Source organism: Rathayibacter sp. AY1A4 (assembly GCF_002930955.1).
Taxonomy (GTDB): domain Bacteria; phylum Actinomycetota; class Actinomycetes; order Actinomycetales; family Microbacteriaceae; genus Rathayibacter.
The window spans coordinates 174,288-191,126 of sequence record NZ_PSTN01000001.1 but is presented as its reverse complement, the minus strand read 5'-3'; the positions used below and the strand labels follow the sequence as shown (position 1 = coordinate 191,126).

The following is a 16,839-nucleotide window of genomic DNA, read 5'->3' as shown; positions in this document are numbered from 1 at the left end:
GTCGTTCCCGGGGCGGGGCGGCTCAGGCGGAGCCGACGGGCGGGAGGACGATGTCGACCGCGAGACCCCGGGGGGAGCGGTTGACCAGGGCGACCGTCCCGCCGGCCGAGAGCACGGTGGTGTGCACCAGGGCCAGTCCGAGACCGCTGCCGCCGGAGGCGAGGGTCCGGGAGTCGTCAGGGCGGGAGAAGCGGTCGAAGGCGACCGGGATGAAGGCGTCGGGCATCCCCGGTCCGTCGTCCGAGACGCTGAGCATCAGGCGCCCGTCCGACTGCGAGAGGGAGGCGACGATCATGCCGCCGCCGTTCATCGCCTGGATCGCGTTCCTCACGAGGTTGTCGATCACCCGGCCGAAGTCCTGGGACGCGACCGCGTAGAGCCGGGCCGGCTCGCGCTCGTCGATCTCGTAGTCGATCTCCACCCCCGACTCCGAGGCGAGCAGGCGGGTGCGGTCGACGGCGCCCACCAGCTCGTCGACGAGCTCGGCGAAGGGAGCGGTCGGGCGGACGGTGCGGCTCTCGATGCGCGAGATGTCGAGCAGGGCGGACGCGAGGCGCACGAGCCGGTCGACGCTCTTCTGCGCGTCGAGGATGACCCGGTCGACCGCGACCGGATCGTCGACGCGATGGTGGGCGATCTCGAGCTGCGCGGAGAGCGCGGCGAGGGGAGTGCGGAGCTCGTGGCTCGCATCCGACACCATCTGCTTCTCCCGGGCCAGCGACGCGGTCTGCTTGGTCAGGAACGCGTTCAGCGTCACCGCGAGCTCGTCGATCTCGTCGCGCGTGCCGACGACCGGGAGCTGGTCGCCCTGCCCGGGCTCGGCGGCGATCTGATCCGCGCGCGCCCGCATCCGCCGCACCGGGGCGAGGGCCGCGCCCGTCAGGATCCACGAGGCGAGCCCGAACGTGACGACGAGGAAGATCGCGGCGTAGACGAGCACGTGGGCGAAGTCGTCGAGGACGAGCTGCGACGCGGCCTGGTCGCGCGCGGAGGCGACCTGCCAGACGCCGCGATCGCTCTCGATGGCCGTGAAGCGGACCAGGTAGCTGCCGTTCGCCGTCGTCACGTCGGCGTACCGGGGCGAGGTGTCGGCCGGCTCCTCCGCCAGAGCGCTGAGCACCTCGCCGCTCAGCCGCGAGGGCATGGTCGAGGTGCTGACGCTCCCGTCGGGCGCGAGGGCGAGGAACAGCTGGCCCGTCGACGAGCCCTGCGTGCGCGGGACGTTGCCCGCCGAGATGTCGCGGCGCACCTCGTCCTCGATCGACATCAGGATCGTCCGCTCACTGCGGTCGACGATGCCGGTGACCACCTGGTAGAAGAGCAGCGCCGCGAGCGCGAAGAGGGCGGTCGCCACAGCGACCGTTCCCACGGTGATCCTCGCGCGGATCGAGAGCGCGCCGACCCTGCGGCGTGCCGTGCTCATCCGCGACACGGGCTACTCGACCGGGCGGAGGAAGTAGCCCTTGCCGCGGACGGTCACGATGCTGACGCCCGTGTCCTCGGTCGGGAGCTTCTTGCGCAGGTAGCTGACGTACTGGTCGACGATGTTGTTGTCGACGATCTCGCCGCCGCCCCAGATCTCGGAGAGGATCCGCTGGCGGGTCACCACGGAGCCGACGGGAGTGATGAGGAGCTTGAGGAGCTCGAGCTCCTTCGGGCTGACGTGGATGCGCGAGCCGTCGGCGGTGCGCCGGATGCTCGATCCGTCCACGGTGATGCGTCCGACGTCGATCGAGGTGGACATCAGCGACGGGCTGCGGCGCAGGAGGGCCCGGAGGCGCGCGTTGAGCTCGGTGAACGCGAACGGCTTGGTCAGGTAGTCGTCCGCTCCGGCGTCGAGCCCGAAGACGCGGTCCTCGATCGCGTCCCGCGCGGTCAGCAGCATGATCGGCGTGGGCCGGCCGAGCTCGCGGATCCGGCGGCAGATCTCGAAGCCCGACATCGCCGGGAGCATGACGTCCACGATGGCGGCCGAGAACTCGGCGTTGCTGAACGCGACGAGCGCGTCGATGCCGTTCGTGGTCAGCACGGCCTCGTAGCCGGCGTCTTCGAGGCCGCCGACGAGGGCCTCACCCATGGCTGGATCGTCTTCGACGACAAGGATCTTCACGCGCTCACCCTACGGCCCGGCTCCCAGGAGGACGCTCTGGGCTGGCCGTGTGTCGATCCGATGCGGGATCGACCCATCCGATCGGCGCTCGGCGACGAATGAGGAATGACAGACCGCTCGGGGGCGTGGCGGGAGAGGCGCGATCAATGGCGCAATTCTACTCTTCTCCCCCCGTCGGCCCGATGATACTGTTCGCGAAGTTCACCTCTACCGTCACCCGAAGGCGGCACAAACATGCTCAATATTCTTTCCATCTGGGCGCGTCTCGCGCTGTCGGTCCTCCTGTGGATCGTCCTTCTCCCCGTCATGCTCGTCCTGCTGCCGTTCCGCACGGGCAGGAGCGCCTCGCTCCCCGCCCTGCGACCGGTGCCGGTTCCCGCATCGACGGTGGCGATCGACACCCGGAGCACCAGCGGCGCGTACTAGGCCCACTTCCCGGTCGTTCCGGGCCCGACGCCCCGCTCCCATGAGCTCCGGCGTCGTCCGCCCACCGATCCCCGACACCCGAACAGCCGTGCCTCTCTCCGCCAGGAGGGGGCGCGGCTGTTCGTCGTTCCCCGGGTCGATCCCGACTGACCGACAGATGTCGATTTCGGCTACTCTCGATCGCGAGCCGCGTCAAGCCCTTCGCAGAATCTCAGGGACTGGCAATACAGTGCTCGCACATGGTTCACCGATCGGAAGGAACACGGATGCTTCGCGCCACGCTCGACACCGCTGGGATCCAGCTCGATTCGACCACGGGAGCCCCCGTGCGCCCCGACACCCCGGTCTCGGTGGTCGCGTCGGCGCCTCAGAGCCTGATCTCGCGGATGCTCGGACGCCGCCGCTGCGAAGCCTGCGGAGCGGCCTCGGCCCGTCGCCGCGACGGCTTCTGCTCGGCCGCCTGCGCCGGCACCTTCCACCTCTACGAGTGAGCCCGACCGGCCGAGTGCCGGTGGTGAACGTTCCGAAGGCCCGTGATCGACGATCGCGGGCCTTCGTGCTGTCTCGGGAGTGTCGGAGCGCCGGGTGAGGAGCGCCACGGTCGGACTCGGTCGCCCACCGGGTGACGCCGCTCGGTCCGTGATGGAGGGGTGCGCCTCGAGGGGCGTCGAGCACCGGAGCTGAGCGCCCATGTGCGAGGAAGGAGAGCGGAGGACCGCGGATGTGCCCCCAGTAGGATTCGAACCTACGCCCCTGCCTCCGGAGGGCAGTGCTCTATCCCCTGAGCTATGGGGGCCAGGAGTGCCTGACCACATTAGCACCCGGGCGGGGCGGGCCCCGACGCCGGGAGCGGTCCTCGCGCATGCCACGATGGAGCCATGCTGCGCACTGTCTCCGCCTCGCTGGATCTGCGTCTGAACGGCCCGACCGACCTGATCTTCCTGGTGGCGGCGACGCCCACGGGCGACTCGTTCGAGGACTCCTTCACCGTCCGGCTCGACGGGCAGGACGTGCCGGTGCGGGAGTTCCCGGCGCGGCACGGCGCCCGCGTGCACCGCGTCGCGGGGAACGAGGGCGACCTGCGGGTCGAGTACCGGGCGCGGGTCGCCGGGCACGGCGCTCCGGACGAGCCGAGCGAGCTCGAGCTCGTCGAGTACCTGCGGCCGAGCCGGTACGCCGAGGCGGACGTGCTCGGCGGGATAGCCCGGCGCGAATTCGGGCGGGCCCGGGGCTTCGAGGCGCTGACGGCCGTCGAGGAATGGGTGCACGGCCACCTGTCGTACGTCTACGGGTCGACGGTCGGCACCGGGGGAGCGGCGCAGGTCATCGAGAGCGGCCAGGGCGTGTGCCGGGACTTCGCGCACACGGTCGCCGGGCTGCTCCGCGCCCTCGACATCCCCGCCCGGGTGACGGCGGTCTACGCGCCGGGCCTCGAGCCGCGGGACTTCCACGCGGTCACGGAGGCCTGGGTGGGCGGCGCCTGGCACGTCGTGGACGCGACCCGGCTGGCTCCGCGCGGGTCGATGCTGCGCATCTCGTCCGGCCGGGACACGGCGGACACCGCGTTCCTCAGCAGCTACCTGACGGACCTGCGCCTGACCGGGATGAGCGTGGAGGCCGACTGCGACGCGGCGCTCGTCGACGACCACGTCTCGCCGGTGCGCCTGGGCTGACGCCGGGGCTCAGCCGGCGAGGACGCCGATCGCCGACCGCACGAGCGGCTCGGGGTCGCCCGGCTCGACGAAGGAGGCGCTGGACGCCTCGATCCAGTACTCGCCGACGAAGGCGTCCGCGACGCCCCGCCCCTCGGCCACCTGGTAGTAGCCCTCGATCTCCGGCGGCTTGCCGTAAGTGGGGACGGCCTTGCTGGTGGTGAAGAACTCGTTCTTGAGCGCCTCGATCACCGCGGGGTCGAGGTGGGCCACGGCCAGCTGCAGCTCCGCGCCCGAATCGTCGGACCATCCGCAGACCAGGCCGTCGTACTGGGCGATCTCCTCGGAGACGGCGGTGGTCCCGATGCCGTCGTCCGGGGAGAATCCGCCCCACAGGCCCGCGAGCGCCGAGGCCGGGACCAGCTGCTCGCAGGCGAGGGGGATCGGCGTGCCGCTGACGGCGCCGCTCGCGCTCGGCTCCGGGTCGGCCGCGGGGGAGCAGCCGGAGAGGGCCGCCGCGGCGAGGGCGACGAGGAGGAGGGCGGCGGGACGGCGCATGCGTCGCACCCTAGCAACGCCGCCCTGCCGAGCGGTCCCACGGTGCAGGAGGGACGGGGGGCGCGGGCGCGGCGGCCGGTAGAATCGCTCCCCGTGACTCCCGAACAGCTCGCCGCCTCCCTGCACGCCCTCGTCCTCGACGCCGTGCAGCGACGGGGGAGCGATGCGGGCGTCGAGCTCTCGGACGTCGTGCTGGAGCGCCCGAAGAACCGCGACCACGGCGACTGGGCCTCGAACATCGCGATGAAGCTCGCGAAGCGGGTCGGCGCGAACCCGCGCGAGCTCGCCGCCGAGCTGGCCGAGGGGCTGGGCGCGGTCGAGGGCGTCGCCACCGTCGAGGTCGCCGGTCCCGGCTTCCTCAACGTCCGGCTCGAGGCCGCGGCCGCGGGTGCCCTGGCCGGCGCGATCGTCGATGCGGGCGAGGCCTACGGCACTGGGTCCGCCTACGCCGGCGTCCGGATGAACCTCGAGTTCGTCTCCGCCAACCCCACCGGCCCCATTCACATCGGCGGGACGCGCTGGGCGGCGGTCGGCGACAGCCTGGCACGGATGCTCCTCTCGCAGGGCGCCGAGGTGACCCGCGAGTACTACTTCAACGACCACGGCGCGCAGATCGATCGCTTCACGCGGAGCCTCCTCGCCGCCCACCGCGGCGAGCCGACCCCGGAGGACGGCTACGGCGGCGCCTACATCGGCGACATCGCCGAGCGCGTCGCCGCCGCCTACCCGGGCGACCTCGCCGTCCTGCCCGAGGAGGAGCTCGCCGAGACCTTCCGCTCCATCGGCGTCGAGCTGATGTTCGGCGAGATCAAGCAGAGCCTGCACGAGTTCGGCGTCGACTTCGACGTGTACTTCCACGAGAACTCCCTGCACGAGTCGCGTGCCGTCGACCGCGCGATCGAGCGCCTCCGCGAGCTCGGGCACATCTTCGAGGCGGACGGCGCCACCTGGCTGCGGACCACCTCGTTCGGCGACGACCGCGACCGCGTCATCATCAAGAGCGACGGGGAGGCGGCCTACATCGCGGGCGACCTCGCCTACTACCTCGACAAGCGCGAGCGCGGCTTCGATCGGGCGATCATCATGCTCGGCGCCGACCACCACGGCTACATCGGCCGGATGATGGCGATGTGCGCGGCGTTCGGCGACACCCCGGGCGTGAACCTCGAGATCCTGATCGGCCAGCTGGTCAACCTGCTCCGCGACGGCGAGGCGGTCCGGATGTCCAAGCGGGCGGGGACCGTCGTCACGATGGAGGACCTCACGGAGGCCGTCGGCGTGGACGCCGCGCGCTACTCGCTGGTGCGCTCCTCGGCCGACTCGACCCTCGACATCGACCTCGACCTGCTGACCAAGCGGAGCAACGACAACCCCGTCTACTACGTGCAGTACGCCCACGCGCGCACCCGCCAGGTCGCGGCGAAGGCCGCGGCGTCGGGCGTCCCCGTCGAGCCGTTCGCGCCCGAGACGCTGGTGCATCCGACCGAGTCGGCTCTGCTCGGCGGCCTGCAGGAGTTCCCGCGCATCGTGGCGCACGCCGCGGAGCTGCGCGAGCCGCACCGCGTCGCGAGGTACCTCGAGGAGGTCGCCGGCCTCTACCACCGCTGGTACGACAACTGCCGGGTCGTGCCGCAGGGCGAGGACCCGGTCGAGGCCGTGCACTCGACCCGGCTGCGCCTGAACGAGGCGACCGGGCAGGTGCTCCGCAACGGGCTCTCCCTGCTGGGCGTCACGGCCCCGGACCGGATGTGAGCGCGTCGGGGGCGGCGCCGCGGCGCCGGCGCGGGGGACGCGCGGCCGTGGTGGTCGTCGTGGTGCTGGTGCTGCTCGTGGTCGCGGCGGTGGTGGGCGACTCGCTCGCCCGCCGCGCCGTCGCGGACCGCGCCGCCGCGAGCCTCCGCGAGGCGCTCGCACTGCCCGCGGACCGGGCGGTGGACGTCGACGTCGCGGGCTGGGCCGTGCTCCCGCAGCTCGTCTCGGGGCGGCTGGACCGGCTCGACCTGCGCAGCTCGGACGTGACGTTCGGCGAGCTCGACGGCGACGTCGCCGCGACCCTGATCGGGGTGCCGGTGAGCGGCGTCGGAGCGGTCGTGTCCGGCAGCACGACGGTCGCGATCGACGCGGCCTCGGTGTCGCGGCTCGTCACCGAGCGCAGCACCGTTCCTGTCGACGAGGTGACCCTGGACGCTCCGCTCGTGCGCGTGACCGCCTCCGCCGAGGTGCTGGGCCTCCGGCTCGGCGCGGGCGTGGGGATGGAGCTCGCCGCCGTGGACGGCGCCATCCGGCTGACCCCGGCCGAGGTCTCCGCCGCCGGTGCGACCTTCTCGGCGACCGACTTCCGCGACCGCTTCGGCGCCGTCTCCGGCGACCTGCTCGCTCCGTCCTCCGTGTGCATCGCGGACTCGGTGCCGCGCGGACTGACGCTGACCGGGGTCGAGGTCGCCGACGAGTCGCTGAACGCGAGCTTCGCGCTCTCTCCGACGTTCCTGAGCGACCCCGCGGAGCAGGAACCGGGCACCTGCGCCTGAGCCCGCGCGGAGCCGCCGCCCCGGACCGGTAGGATCGGAGCCCTGTGCCGGCGTCTTCCGCGGGCCGAACACTGACATCGCTGGCTTCAGGGGTCAATCCGGACCCGCTCGCCCCGCAGTGACGCTCCCACTCTCTCCTGTGAGGTCTCACCCGTGGACACCGTCGACGCCCGCGCCCGCGCCCCCCGGCATCCGCTCGCGCCTGAGTGGCTGCACACGCCCGCCGACCCGAACGCCCTGGCCGACGGCGTGTGGCCGGACAGCGCCGAGCGCGGCGAGGACGGCGGGATCCGGATCGCCGGAGTGCCCGTCGCCGAGCTGGTGCGCGAGCACGGCACTCCTCTCTACGTGGTGGACGAGGCCGACGCCCGCCGCCGGGCCGTCGAGATGCGCGAGGTCTTCGCCCGCGAGCTCGGCCGCATCGGCACCGGCGTCACCGTCTACTACGCGGGCAAGGCGTTCCTCTCGACCGAGGTCGCCCGCTGGATGCGCGACGAGGGCCTGAACCTCGACCTCTCCAGCGGCGGCGAGATGGCGGTGGCCCTCGCCGCCGGGATCGAGCCCGAGCGCTTCGGCCTCCACGGCAACAACAAGTCGCTCCGCGAGATCGACCGGGCCGTCGAGGTGGGCGCGGGCACGATCGTGCTCGACAGCCTCGTCGAGATCGAGCGCGTCGCAGCCGCGGCCGAGCGGCACGGCCGCGTGCAGGCGGTGCGCCTCCGGGTCAACAGCGGAGTGCACGCGCACACCCACGAGTTCCTCGCCACGGCGCACGAGGACCAGAAGTTCGGCCTCGCACTCGCCGACTGCCCGGCCGCGGTCGCCCGCATCCGCTCCTTCTCCTCCCTGCGGTTCCTCGGGCTGCACTGCCACATCGGATCCCAGATCTTCGGCTCCGCCGGGTTCGCGGAGTCGGCGTCGCGCCTGCTCGACGTCCACGCGGCACTGCTCGCGGACGGCCCCGTGCCGGAGCTCAACCTCGGCGGCGGCTTCGGCATCGCCTACACCAGCGCCGACGACCCGACGCCGATCGCCGAGATCGCGGCCGCCGTCGCCGACGCGGTCGCCGAGCAGTGCGCCGCCCGCGGCGTCCCGGTGCCGCACATCGCGATCGAGCCCGGCCGCTCGCTGATCGGGCCCGCCGGCGTCACCCTCTACGAGGTGGGCACCGTGAAGGACGTGACGGTCGGCTCCGAGGGCTCGACCGCGGTCCGCCGCTACGTCAGCGTCGACGGCGGCATGAGCGACAACGCCCGTCCGGCGCTCTACGGCGCCGACTACACGGCGCGGATCGCCGACCGCTCCTCCTCGGCCGAGCCCGCCCTCGTGCGGGTGGCCGGGAAGCACTGCGAGTCGGGCGACATCGTCGTCCACGACGACTTCCTGCCCGCGGACGTGCGGCCGGGCGACCTGCTCGCCGTCGCCGCGACCGGCGCCTACTGCTGGTCGCTCGCCAGCAACTACAACTACCTCGGGCGCCCCCCGGTGGTCGCCGTCCGCGACGGGCGCTCGCGCGTCCTCGTGCGCGGCGAGACCGAGGAGGACCTCCTCCGCCGCGACGCCGGCATCGAACGAAAGGCCACCTCCCGATGATCGAGTACCGCAGCCTCCGCGTCGCCCTGCTGGGCGCCGGGTCCGTCGGTGCCCAGGTGGCGCGCCTCCTGCTCGACCACGGCGACGAGCTCGCCCAGCGCGTGGGGGCGCCGCTGGAGCTCGTGGGCGTGGCCGTCAGGGACGTGGACGCGCCCCGCACCGCCGACATCCCGAAGCACCTGCTCACCACCGACGCCGAGTCGCTGATCCTGGGCGCCGACATCGTGGTCGAGCTGATCGGCGGGCTGGAGCCCGCCCGCAGCCACATCCTCACGGCGATCTCGTCGGGCGCGGACGTGATCACGGCCAACAAGGCGCTGCTCGCCGCCCACGGCAACGAGCTCTTCGAGGCCGCCGACCAGGTGGGCGCCCAGCTCAACTACGAGGCGGCCGTCGCCGGCGCGATCCCGATCATCCGGCCGCTGCGCGACAGCCTCGCCGGCGACCGGGTCCACCGCATCCTCGGCATCGTCAACGGCACGACCAACTACATCCTCGACCGGATGGACACCGAGCACGCGAGCCTCGAGGACGCGCTCGCCCGCGCGACCGAGCTCGGCTACGCCGAGTCCGACCCGACCGCCGACATCGAGGGCTACGACGCGGCGCAGAAGGCGGCGATCCTCGCCCGCCTCGCGTTCCACACCGACGTCCCGGTCACCCTGGTGCACCGCGAGGGCATCACCGGCATCACGAAGGCGCAGGTCGACCAGGCCCGCGACTCCGGCTACGTGATCAAGCTGCTCGCGATCTGCGAGCGGCTGACCGACGCCAAGACCGGCGTGGAGGGCGTGTCCGCGCGGGTCTACCCCGCGCTCGTGCACCGCTCCCACCCGCTCGCGGCCGTGCACGGGGCCAACAACGCGGTCTTCGTCGAGGCGGAGGCGGCCGGCGACCTGATGTTCTACGGCGCCGGCGCCGGCGGGATCGAGACGGCCTCCGCCGTCCTCGGCGACGTCGTCTCGGCCGCCCGCCGCCACGTCGTCGGCGGCCCCGGCCTGGTGACCAGCGCGAGCTCCGGGCTCGCGGTCCTCCCGATCGGCCACGTCACGACCCGGTACCAGGTCACCCTCGAGGTGCTCGACCGCCCCGGCGTGCTCGCGCAGATCGCGGGCGTCTTCGCCGACCACGGCGTCTCGGTCGAGACCCTGGTGCAGACCCCGCCCGGCGCCGACCCGCTGGAGGAGCAGGGCGGTGCGGAGCGGCGCGAGCCGACCGCTACCCTGGTCATCGGCACGCACGCCGCGGCGGAATCCGATCTGGCGGCCACCGTCACCGCCCTCCATTCGCATGGTTTCGTCGGCGCCGTGACGTCCGTTCTACGAGTTGAAGGAGCCTGAGATGGCCAAGCAGTGGCGCGGAGTCCTGCACGAGTACGCGGACCGCCTCGATGTCACCGAGGCGACCCCGGTCATCACTCTCGGCGAGGGCGGCACGCCGCTCATCCCCGCGGCGGCCCTCTCGGCGCGCACGGGCGCGAAGGTGTGGGTCAAGTACGAGGGCATGAACCCGACCGGCTCCTTCAAGGACCGCGGCATGACCATGGCGATCTCGAAGGCCGTCGAGCACGGCGCGAAGGCCGTCATCTGCGCTTCGACCGGCAACACCTCCGCGTCGGCCGCCGCCTACGCGACGCACGCCGGCATCACCGCGGCCGTCCTGGTGCCGGAGGGCAAGATCGCCCTGGGCAAGCTCAGCCAGGCGATCGCGCACAACGCGCAGCTGCTGCAGGTGCAGGGCAACTTCGACGACTGCCTCGACATCGCCCGCGACCTCGCGAAGAACTACCCGGTCCACCTGGTCAACTCGGTGAACCCGGACCGCATCGCCGGACAGAAGACCGCGGCCTTCGAGGTCGTCGAGGTGCTGGGCGATGCTCCGGACTTCCACATCGTCCCGGTCGGCAACGCGGGCAACTACACCGCCTACTTCCGCGGCTACTCGGAGGAGCTGGAGCGCGGCGAGTCGACCCGCCTCCCGCGCATGTTCGGCTTCCAGGCCGAGGGCTCCGCTCCGATCGTGCACGGCGCCCCGGTCCGCCACCCCGAGACGATCGCCAGCGCGATCCGGATCGGCAACCCGGCCTCGTGGGAGCTCGCCCTCAACGCGCGCACCGTCAGCGACGGCTACTTCGGCGCGATCAGCGACGAGAAGATCCTCGAGGCGTACCGCATCCTCGCGGGCGAGGTCGGCGTCTTCGTCGAGCCGGCGTCGGCGATCAGCGTCGCGGGGCTCCTCGAGCGCGCCGAGGCCGGAGCGATCCCGAAGGACGCGACCGTCGTCCTGACGGTCACCGGCCACGGGCTCAAGGACCCGCAGTGGGCGCTCCGCACGGCCGACGGCGCGGACATCACGCCGACCGTCGTCCCGGTCGACACCGCCGCGATCGCGGACGTGCTGGGGCTGGCCGGCGCATGACCTCGGCGGTTCCCGTCGGCCGCACCGTCCACGTCAAGGTCCCCGCCACCTCGGCGAACCTGGGCCCCGGCTTCGACACGCTCGGCCTGGCGCTCTCGTTCTACGACGAGCTCGACGTGACGGCCGTCGCGGCCACGGGTGCGCGGGTCACCGTGCACGGAGTCGGCGAGGGCGAGGTGGCGACCGACGAGACGAACCTCGTCGTGCAGGCCATCGCGTACACGTTCGCCGACCAGCGGCAGGAGATGCCCGGCATCGAGGTGATCGCGCGCAACATCATCCCGCACGGCCGCGGGATGGGCTCGTCCGGCGCCGCGATCGTCTCCGGCATCATGGCCGCGAAAGGCCTGCTCGAGGGCGTCGTCGAGCTCGACTCGGACGACCTCCTCCGCATCGCCACCGAGATGGAGGGGCACCCCGACAACGTGGCGCCCGCACTGTTCGGCGGCCTCACCATCGCCTGGGTCGAGCCGCACGCCTCCGGCGCCGACGACTCGCCGCTGCGACCGCGCTCCAAGAAGCTCATGGTCCACCGCGGCGTGTCCCCGGTCGTCTTCGTGCCCGAGCACACCATGTCGACGCGGCTGGCACGCTCGCTGCAGCCGCAGAGCGTGCCGCACGAGGACGCGGTGTTCAACGTCTCGCGCTCCTCGCTCCTGATCGCCGCTCTCATCCAGAGCCCGGAGCTGCTGTTCGCGGCGACCGAGGACAAGCTGCACCAGAACTACCGCGCGGCCGCCATGCCCGAGACCTCAGCGCTGATCGCGCTGCTGCGCTCGCACGGCTACGCGGCGGTCGTCTCGGGTGCCGGACCGAGCGTCCTGGTGCTCTGCAGCGACCCCGCGCAGCGCCTCGCCGCCGCGGATCTGGTGGAGCGGGAGGCCCCCACGCCGTGGCGCGCGCACATGCTGGCCGTCGACTTCAAGGGTGCTACAGTGGGGATCGCATCCCGAGGAACCGCGTAACGAGCGGAATCTGTCCGACGGATCGTCCCGACAACCACGGCCATCACATCGTGTGAAGGGCGCCCCTGCTCCTCTTGCAGACCGGCGCCTGGTCTCCGGGCCCTCTCCTCGCTCTCTGCGGCAGTCGGTCCCGGCGGCCGAGAGCATCGCGTGGATCAGAACACGCGATGGCACCGCACGGTCGATGAGCTCTCCCGGTGAGCACTCGTTCCCGGGGGGAAGGAACCCTCTCCAGTGACAGACGTCAACACCCACGGCTCGACCGTGGACCTCACCGCCGACCTCTCCGGTCTGCGCGTCGCCGAGCTCCAGGCTCTCGCGACGCGGCTCGGCCTCGGCGGCGCCTCCAAGCTCCGCAAGGGCGAGCTGGTCCAGGCCATCTCGGACCTGCGCGCAGCCTCCGCCGAGGACGCGCCCGCCGCGATCGCCGACGCGGTCGCTCCGGACGACGCAGCGGTCGCCCCGGACGTCGACGCCACCGGCGTCGAGGCCGAGCCGGCCGATGTGGCCGAGCAGTCCGCTCCGCAGCCCGAGGCGCCGGCGGAGCTGCCGACGCCCGTCGAGAGCACCGAGGCCGACACGGCCGACGTCCTCGAGCAGGCCGCGCCCACCGTCGACGAGCCCTCCGCGACGGCCGCCGAGTCGGCCCCCGTCGAGCTCGAGCTCCCCGCGGCGGCCGAGCCGGTCGCCGAGCCCGCCGAGCGCGCGCCCCGCCGACGCAGCTCGCGCCGCGCCTCCAGCGGCACCGTCGCCGCCGGCGAGCACCTCAACATCCCCGGCGGGACCGGCGTCGAGTCGCTGATCCCCGACCTCCCCGTCATCGAGCAGGACCGCGACGCCGACCAGGCCGCGAAGCCCGTCATCGACATCGAGCTGCCCAACGGGCCGGAGTCGGACGACTCCTCCCGCGAGGGCGGCCAGCGCGAGCGCCGCGGACGCCGCCGCAGCCGCGGGGGCGCCTCCGAGCAGAGCGAGCAGGCCGAGCAGGCGCCCGCCGAGAACGACGCCGACTCCTCCGACTCCGGCGACCAGCAGGAGCAGCAGGGCGGCGACCAGCAGCAGAACGGCGACCAGCAGGGCACCGGCCGCGGTCGCAACCGCCGCAACCGGAACCGCAACCGCGGGGACGACCGCCAGAACGATGCTCAGCAGAGCCCCGCCGCGCAGTCCCAGCCGCAGAACGGTCAGGGCGCGCGCGCCGCGCAGTCCGAGGGCCAGCAGGCTCCTCAGCAGAACGGCTCCGGACAGCCCCAGAACGGCCAGCAGGCCGAGGGCGAGGACGGCCGCCGCAGCCGCTACCGCGACCGCAAGCGCCGCGGCGGAGCGATCGGCGACGACTTCGAGCCCGAGATCGGCGAGGACGACGTCCTCATCCCGGTCGCTGGCATCCTCGACGTCCTCGACAACTACGCCTTCGTGCGCACCACCGGGTACCTGCCCGGCGTCAGCGACGTCTACGTCTCCCTCGGACAGGTCAAGAAGTACAACCTGCGCAAGGGCGACGCGGTCGTCGGCGCCATCCGCCAGCCCCGCGAGGGCGAGGGCGGCGGCCGCCAGAAGTACAACGCGATCGTCCGCGTCGACTCGATCAACGGCCAGACCGTCGAGGAGGCCGCTGCGCGCGTCGAGTTCCAGAAGCTCACGCCGCTCTACCCGACCGAGCGCCTGCGCCTCGAGACGGAGCCCGGCAAGCTGACCCAGCGGATCATCGACCTGGTCGCCCCGATCGGCAAGGGACAGCGCGGCCTGATCGTCGCGCCGCCCAAGGCCGGCAAGACCATCGTCCTGCAGCAGATCGCCAACGCGATCGTGCAGAACAACCCCGAGGTCCACCTGATGGTCGTCCTGGTCGACGAGCGTCCGGAGGAGGTCACCGACATGCAGCGCACCGTGCGCGGCGAGGTCGTCGCCTCCACCTTCGACCGCCCGGCCGAAGACCACACGACCGTCGCCGAGCTCGCGATCGAGCGCGCCAAGCGCCTGGTCGAGCTGGGCCACGACGTGGTCGTGCTGCTCGACTCCATCACCCGGCTCGGTCGCGCCTACAACGTGACCGCTCCTCCCTCGGGCCGCGTGCTCTCGGGCGGCGTGGACGCCTCGGCGCTGTACCCGCCGAAGAAGTTCTTCGGAGCGGCGCGCAACATCGAGAACGGCGGCTCGCTCACCATCCTCGCGACGGCGCTCATCGAGACCGGCTCGAAGATGGACGAGGTGATCTTCGAGGAGTTCAAGGGCACCGGCAACATGGAGCTGCGCCTCTCCCGTCACCTCGCCGACAAGAGGATCTTCCCCGCCGTCGACGTGAACGCCTCCGGCACGCGCCGCGAGGAGATGCTGCTCAGCGCCGACGAGGTCAAGATCACCTGGAAGCTGCGCCGCGCCCTCGCCGGGCTCGACCAGCAGCAGGCGCTGGAGATCATCCTGTCGCGCCTGAAGGAGACCTCGTCCAACGTCGAGTTCCTCATGCAGGTCTCGAAGTCGGCCGTCGGCCCGGCCACCGCCGGCCACGGCAACGGCCACCACTAGCGCCCCGACGTCCGCGGTCGCCCCTGTCACCGGGGGCGGCCGCGGGCGTTTTCGCGTCCCCGGGCGATGAGCCCGACCCCGACCACCTCCGGAAGCCAGGACCCCATGTTCGAATCCGTCAGCGTCCTCCTCGCCGAGCACGAGGACCTGCAGACGCAGCTCTCCGACCCGGCCCTTCACGCCGATGCCGCCCGCGCCAAGAAGGTCAACCGGCGCTACGCGGAGCTGAGCCAGATCAAGGCGGCCCACTCCGCCTGGATCCAGGCCGGCGAGGACCTCGAGGCCGCGCGCGAGCTCGCCCGCGAGGACGAGGCCTTCGCGGAGGAGGTCCCCGAGCTGGAGGAGTCGCTGCGGGTGGCGCAGGAGAAGCTGCGGCGCCTGCTCATCCCGCGCGACCCCGACGACGGCCGCGACGTCATCATGGAGATCAAGGGCGGCGAGGGCGGAGCCGAGAGCGCGCTGTTCGCAGCCGACCTCCTCCGGATGTACCTCCACTACGCCGAGGCGAAGGGCTGGAAGACGGAGATCCTGGACCGCGACGAGTCCGACCTCGGCGGCTACAAGAACGTGCAGGTCGCGATCAAGAGCAACGCCACCGATCCCTCGCAGGGCGTGTGGGCGCACCTCAAGTACGAGGGCGGCGTGCACCGGGTGCAGCGCGTCCCCGTGACCGAGTCGCAGGGGCGGATCCACACCTCGACCACGGGCGTGCTCGTGTTCCCCGAGGTGGACGCGCCCGAGGAGGTCGCGATCAACCAGAACGACCTGAAGATCGACGTCTACCGCTCCTCCGGTCCCGGCGGGCAGTCCGTCAACACGACCGACTCCGCCGTGCGGATCACCCACCTCCCGACCGGCATCGTCGTGTCGATGCAGAACGAGAAGAGCCAGCTGCAGAACCGTGAAGCGGGCATGCGCGTGCTGCGCGCCCGCATCCTGGCCCGCCAGCAGGAGGAGATCGCCGCGGCGGCCTCGGACGCGCGCAAGACGCAGATCCGCACGATGGACCGCTCCGAGCGCATCCGGACCTACAACTTCCCCGAGAACCGCATCGCCGACCATCGCACCGGCTACAAGGCGTACAACCTCGACGGCGTGATGAACGGCGCGCTCGACCCGGTGGTGGAGAGCGCCATCCAGGCCGACGAGGAGGCCCGCCTGGCCGACATCGGCTCCGAGGAGGCGTGACCCTCGTGACCACCGGTGTCGACGCGCGCACCCTCCTCGCGGACGCGGTCGCCCGCCTCGCCGCCGCCCGCGTCCACACGCCGGACGTCGATGCGGAGCTGCTTCTCGGGCACCTGCTCGGGCTCGGCCGCGGCCGGCTGCAGGCGCGCCTCATCACGGGGTTGAGCGTCGACGAGGAGCACGCCGCGGCGTTCGCGAGCGCTATCGAGCGCCGGTCGGCTCGCGAGCCCCTGCAGCACATCACCGGGATCGCACCGTTCCGCTCGCTCGAGCTCGCGGTCGGACCCGGCGTGTTCGTCCCGCGACCCGAGACCGAGGGCGTCGCGCAGATCGCGATCGACGCGCTCCGCGCGGTCGTCGACCCGGAGCCGATCGCCGTCGACCTCGGCACGGGCAGCGGAGCCCTGGCGCTCGCGCTCGCGCATGAGGTGCCGCACGCGCGAGTGATCGGCGTGGAGAACGCTCCCGAGGCGTTCATCTGGGCCCGCGGCAACCGCGAGCGGCTCGGGCTCGAGAACGCCCGCATCGTCTTCGACGACCTCGCCCGCGCGCTTCCCGAGCTGGACGGCACCGTCTCGGTCGTCGTCTCGAACCCGCCCTACATCCCGGCCGCCGCCGTCCCGCGCGACCCGGAGGTGCGCCTGTTCGACCCGCCCTCGGCTCTCTACGGCGGCGAGGACGGCCTGGACGTCGTCCGCTCGCTCTCGGCGACCGCCCTCCGCCTGCTCCGCTCCGGGGGAGTGCTGGTGATGGAGCACGGCGAGCTGCAGGGCGCCGAGATCCGCGCCCTGCTCACCGCCGACGGCTGGCGCGGAGCGACCACGCAGCGCGACCTCACCGGCCGCGACCGCGCGACGGTGGCGGTGCGCTGACGC

15 protein-coding genes and 1 tRNA gene are annotated in these 16,839 nt (G+C 72.5%); 12 read left to right on the top strand and 4 right to left on the bottom strand.

The window, feature by feature from the left end; genetic code table 11:
- Positions 1-22: 22 nt before the first annotated feature.
- Both C5B92_RS00845 and C5B92_RS00840 read right to left on the bottom strand, forming a co-directional pair.
- On the bottom strand, positions 23-1,423 hold the full coding sequence (locus C5B92_RS00845; protein WP_146076469.1) for a cell wall metabolism sensor histidine kinase WalK: 1,401 nt from the start codon (positions 1,421-1,423) through the stop codon (positions 23-25).
- A 12-nt stretch (positions 1,424-1,435) separates the two neighbouring features.
- Positions 1,436-2,110, bottom strand: coding sequence for a response regulator transcription factor (locus C5B92_RS00840; RefSeq protein WP_258059273.1), 675 nt, complete (start codon positions 2,108-2,110; stop codon positions 1,436-1,438).
- A gap of 234 nt (positions 2,111-2,344) precedes the next feature.
- Between C5B92_RS00840 and C5B92_RS00835 the strand changes: the two genes are divergently transcribed.
- Positions 2,345-2,536, top strand: coding sequence for a hypothetical protein (locus C5B92_RS00835; protein ID WP_104249560.1), 192 nt, complete (start codon positions 2,345-2,347; stop codon positions 2,534-2,536).
- Positions 2,537-2,802: 266 nt separating this feature from the next.
- A complete protein-coding gene (locus C5B92_RS00830) occupies positions 2,803-3,027 on the top strand; it encodes a hypothetical protein (protein ID WP_104349988.1) in 225 nt (74 codons plus the stop codon).
- Between the two features lie 233 nt (positions 3,028-3,260).
- On the opposite strand, the gene C5B92_RS00825 is transcribed toward C5B92_RS00830, so the two are convergent.
- Positions 3,261-3,332: transfer RNA gene (locus C5B92_RS00825), tRNA-Arg, on the bottom strand.
- An 82-nt stretch (positions 3,333-3,414) separates the two neighbouring features.
- On the opposite strand from C5B92_RS00825, the gene C5B92_RS00820 reads away from it, so the two are divergent.
- Complete coding sequence (locus C5B92_RS00820) at positions 3,415-4,209, top strand: transglutaminase family protein (RefSeq protein WP_104232730.1); 795 nt, start codon at positions 3,415-3,417, stop codon at positions 4,207-4,209.
- Positions 4,210-4,218: 9 nt separating this feature from the next.
- Here C5B92_RS00820 and C5B92_RS00815 read toward each other — a convergent pair whose 3' ends face one another.
- Positions 4,219-4,746: a hypothetical protein gene (locus C5B92_RS00815; RefSeq protein WP_104237561.1), complete on the bottom strand. Its 528-nt coding sequence runs from the start codon at positions 4,744-4,746 to the stop codon at positions 4,219-4,221.
- Between the two features lie 93 nt (positions 4,747-4,839).
- On the opposite strand from C5B92_RS00815, the gene argS reads away from it, so the two are divergent.
- The 9 genes from argS to prmC all read left to right on the top strand — a co-directional run bounded on the left by argS (position 4,840) and on the right by prmC (position 16,836).
- The gene (gene argS, locus C5B92_RS00810) at positions 4,840-6,498 is read left to right on the top strand and encodes an arginine--tRNA ligase (RefSeq protein ID WP_104255074.1); all 1,659 of its coding nucleotides are present in this window, start codon (positions 4,840-4,842) and stop codon (positions 6,496-6,498) included.
- A gap of 47 nt (positions 6,499-6,545) precedes the next feature.
- On the top strand, positions 6,546-7,274 hold the full coding sequence (locus tag C5B92_RS00805) for an LmeA family phospholipid-binding protein (RefSeq protein ID WP_104255073.1): 729 nt from the start codon (positions 6,546-6,548) through the stop codon (positions 7,272-7,274).
- A gap of 153 nt (positions 7,275-7,427) precedes the next feature.
- Positions 7,428-8,867, top strand: coding sequence for a diaminopimelate decarboxylase (lysA, locus tag C5B92_RS00800; RefSeq protein WP_104255072.1), 1,440 nt, complete (start codon positions 7,428-7,430; stop codon positions 8,865-8,867).
- Positions 8,864-10,207 (top strand): homoserine dehydrogenase, encoded by a 1,344-nt coding sequence (locus C5B92_RS00795; protein ID WP_104223002.1) that lies wholly within the window; start codon positions 8,864-8,866, stop codon positions 10,205-10,207. The genes lysA and C5B92_RS00795 overlap by 4 nt, the downstream gene beginning before the upstream one ends.
- Before the next feature lies 1 nt (position 10,208).
- Positions 10,209-11,285: a threonine synthase gene (gene thrC / locus C5B92_RS00790; protein ID WP_104223003.1), complete on the top strand. Its 1,077-nt coding sequence runs from the start codon at positions 10,209-10,211 to the stop codon at positions 11,283-11,285.
- A complete protein-coding gene (gene thrB, locus C5B92_RS00785; RefSeq protein ID WP_104255071.1) occupies positions 11,282-12,250 on the top strand; it encodes a homoserine kinase in 969 nt (322 codons plus the stop codon). The genes thrC and thrB overlap by 4 nt, the downstream gene beginning before the upstream one ends.
- Before the next feature lie 234 nt (positions 12,251-12,484).
- Positions 12,485-14,776, top strand: coding sequence for a transcription termination factor Rho (gene rho, locus C5B92_RS00780; protein ID WP_104274296.1), 2,292 nt, complete (start codon positions 12,485-12,487; stop codon positions 14,774-14,776).
- A 105-nt stretch (positions 14,777-14,881) separates the two neighbouring features.
- Complete coding sequence (gene prfA, locus C5B92_RS00775; protein ID WP_104232724.1) at positions 14,882-15,964, top strand: peptide chain release factor 1; 1,083 nt, start codon at positions 14,882-14,884, stop codon at positions 15,962-15,964.
- Complete coding sequence (gene prmC, locus C5B92_RS00770) at positions 15,961-16,836, top strand: peptide chain release factor N(5)-glutamine methyltransferase (RefSeq protein WP_104255069.1); 876 nt, start codon at positions 15,961-15,963, stop codon at positions 16,834-16,836. Before prfA ends, prmC begins: the two co-directional genes overlap by 4 nt.
- Positions 16,837-16,839: the final 3 nt, after the last annotated feature.

What these genes read in the sequence shown, in the direction of transcription:
- C5B92_RS00845 (WP_146076469.1), bottom strand. Translation starts at nt 1,423, where the DNA reads ATGAGCACGGCACGCCGCAGGGTCGGCGCGCTCTCGATCCGCGCGAGG.
- C5B92_RS00835 (WP_104249560.1), top strand. Translation starts at nt 2,345, where the DNA reads ATGCTCAATATTCTTTCCATCTGGGCGCGTCTCGCGCTGTCGGTCCTC.
- C5B92_RS00830 (WP_104349988.1), top strand. Translation starts at nt 2,803, where the DNA reads ATGCTTCGCGCCACGCTCGACACCGCTGGGATCCAGCTCGATTCGACC.
- C5B92_RS00820 (WP_104232730.1), top strand. Translation starts at nt 3,415, where the DNA reads ATGCTGCGCACTGTCTCCGCCTCGCTGGATCTGCGTCTGAACGGCCCG.
- C5B92_RS00815 (WP_104237561.1), bottom strand. Translation starts at nt 4,746, where the DNA reads ATGCGCCGTCCCGCCGCCCTCCTCCTCGTCGCCCTCGCCGCGGCGGCC.
- C5B92_RS00795 (WP_104223002.1), top strand. Translation starts at nt 8,864, where the DNA reads ATGATCGAGTACCGCAGCCTCCGCGTCGCCCTGCTGGGCGCCGGGTCC.
- thrC (WP_104223003.1), top strand. Translation starts at nt 10,209, where the DNA reads ATGGCCAAGCAGTGGCGCGGAGTCCTGCACGAGTACGCGGACCGCCTC.
- thrB (WP_104255071.1), top strand. Translation starts at nt 11,282, where the DNA reads ATGACCTCGGCGGTTCCCGTCGGCCGCACCGTCCACGTCAAGGTCCCC.
- prfA (WP_104232724.1), top strand. Translation starts at nt 14,882, where the DNA reads ATGTTCGAATCCGTCAGCGTCCTCCTCGCCGAGCACGAGGACCTGCAG.